This window comes from Paenibacillus zanthoxyli JH29 (genome assembly GCF_000520715.1).
GTDB lineage: Bacteria > Bacillota > Bacilli > Paenibacillales > Paenibacillaceae > Paenibacillus_AQ > Paenibacillus_AQ zanthoxyli.
The window spans coordinates 1-954 of the sequence record NZ_ASSD01000683.1 but is presented as its reverse complement, the minus strand read 5'-3'; the positions used below and the strand labels follow the sequence as shown (position 1 = coordinate 954).

The 954-nt window shown below is 57.3% G+C and carries 2 protein-coding genes; both read left to right on the top strand.

Features of this window, described 5'->3' with window-relative positions; all coding sequences use genetic code 11:
• A partial coding sequence (locus L691_RS0126270; protein ID WP_025693173.1) for a transketolase C-terminal domain-containing protein occupies positions 1-341 on the top strand: 341 nt, incomplete at its 5' end.
• 31 nt (positions 342-372) lie between these two features.
• Positions 373-954 (top strand): biotin/lipoyl-containing protein (locus L691_RS0126265; RefSeq protein ID WP_025693172.1); only part of this gene is annotated, 582 nt, incomplete at its 3' end.

Below are 954 nucleotides of genomic sequence, written 5' to 3'. Positions count from 1 at the left end.
TGGTACATACAGCCACCAAGGCTGCCGATGAACTTGAGAAGAGCGGCATCAAAGCTGAAATCATTGACCTGCGCACCGTCAGCCCGATCGACATCGATACGATTGTGGAATCCGTAAAGAAGACGAACCGCGCCATTGTGGTGCAGGAAGCGCAAAAGAGCGCCGGTGTCGCTGCCGAAGTCATTGCACAGATCAACGAAAAGGCGATTCTCCATCTCGAAGCCCCCGTTCTGCGGATCACAGGACCGGACACGGTATATCCGTTCGCCCAGATCGAAGACACCTGGCTGCCAAATCCCGCCCGCATCATTGCCGGTGTGAAGAAAGTTCTGGAATTTTAATCGTTATTTTTCATAGAGGAGGTTTTCGATCGTGACAAAATTCAATTACCCGTTCCCCGAGCTGGGCGAAGGCCTGCACGAAGGCGAAATCATCAAGATGCACATCAAGGCCGGGGATAAAGTGACCGACGAAGACATTATTATGGAAGTGCAGAACGACAAAGCTGTCGTCGAAGTTCCATGTCCCGTTAACGGAACCGTACTGGAAGTGCTGGCCAAGGACGGCGACATATTCCGCGTAGGCCAGACTGTTGCCGTTATTGACGCCGAAGGCGACATTCCGGAGCAGGAAGGCGGACACGCCGAGGCGCAGAGCGTGCAGGAAGCCGATTCGGCCAAAGGCAGCGCGGACACCGGTTCGTCTCCGGCTGCAGCCAGTCCAGCGGACGCAAAAGCTGGCGAAGCCGGAGGGGCGGAAGCCGTTCCGGCACCGGACCGCGACGTTCTGGCTACGCCGAGCGTGCGCAAATTCGCCCGTGACAACAGCGTGAACATCTCCAAGGTGAACGGCAGCGGCAAAAACGGCAAAATTACCCGTGAGGACGTCGAAGCGTTCTTGAGCGGCGGCCAAGCAGCAGCTCCGGCAGCTGTGGAAGCGGCCTCCGAAGCGGCG